The organism is Collinsella aerofaciens (genome assembly GCF_015557435.1).
Classification (GTDB): domain Bacteria; phylum Actinomycetota; class Coriobacteriia; order Coriobacteriales; family Coriobacteriaceae; genus Collinsella; species Collinsella aerofaciens_Z.
In genome coordinates this window covers 1-1,200 of the sequence record NZ_JADNOH010000100.1, presented here as the reverse complement: position 1 = coordinate 1,200, position 1,200 = coordinate 1, and the positions used below count along the sequence as shown (strand labels likewise).

General features: G+C 42.7%; 1 protein-coding gene. It reads right to left on the bottom strand.

Annotated elements, in window-relative coordinates; genetic code table 11:
- Positions 1–593: 593 nt before the first annotated feature.
- Positions 594–992, bottom strand: coding sequence for a hypothetical protein (locus tag I2G43_RS09950; protein WP_195536025.1), 399 nt, complete (start codon positions 990–992; stop codon positions 594–596).
- Positions 993–1,200: the final 208 nt, after the last annotated feature.

The following is a 1,200-nucleotide window of genomic DNA, read 5'->3' as shown; positions in this document are numbered from 1 at the left end:
CACGAGGGCTGCCGACAGCAAGGACGATTCTATCAGAGCGGCTGACTCCCGCCCGTTATTACCATCCCACCGCGCCTGTGCAAAAAAGAGGGCCGCCAAACAGCGACCCTCCAGCGAAAGTGCACGTTATTTAGATGTGACGTTTATATCAAATTATCTAATTTGATAGTTGCAACGCCATGTTTCTACGGATCCAACCCCAGTAGCTTGAACCTGAGAAAAATATTCACCGTTAGAACCGGTGGCGCGAGTATTAACCCAAGTTGGCGCTAGAGTACTATAGGAATTAGGAAAAGATAGCGACTTGTAATCCCTATATACAATTCGATCTTTCACTTCTCGACCATTCAATAGTCCCGTAAAAGTCCAATATACATTCAAGACCCTTTCGCTGTTCGCACGGCGAGCAGCGGTGCCAGAAGCATATGAGAGATCATTAGATAGAGAAGCAACCGGCTGAACATCGTTTCTCATATTGCAGACAATCCCGTCCGCAAAGCCAGCAGTCGGAAAACACAAACAAACAAAAAGGAAGAAAGAACCTAGAATTGCTTTGAACTTCATGCTATGCATATAAGCCACCCACAATCGAATCAACGCGTTTGGTAGTTGCACTGAAATACTTTCATAAGCCCGTCACCCTTGCACGTGGGGCAAGTATAAACAAAACTTGTTCGACATGTATCCGGATAAATACGGCTGTAGCTATTCTTGAAAGTTAGTCGCTTATAAGTTGGATCCTTTAAGGGAATATTATGCGCAACGTTATTAAAACAATAGAACGAATAATACGTATCAAGGACGTCTTCTTGCATGGCACGCCTTGCTAAAGAGATTTCATCAAACAACGAAACTTCTGCGTAAGACGCGGTGATAGACACATCGTGATTTACTGTCAAACCAAAAGATGGAGTCACAGCCAAAAAAGCTGATAAAAGGACAGTTGATGCTGAAAATAACATTAACTTACGAATAACGGATTTTACTGCCATGACTCCTCCAATCCTATTGGATAAAACTGTTATTATATTAATATATTTTTATCAGCACTCGAAAGGAGTGACCGATGAGCGGTAGAAGAATCGTCTTGAATGTACTTATGGCAGCAGCACTGGTAACGCTCTTGGTCTTCTCCTACTCATACGTGAATCAGCCAAAATTTGGATATGCTTTATACGCTGTTTTTTCCGGCGAAACAAC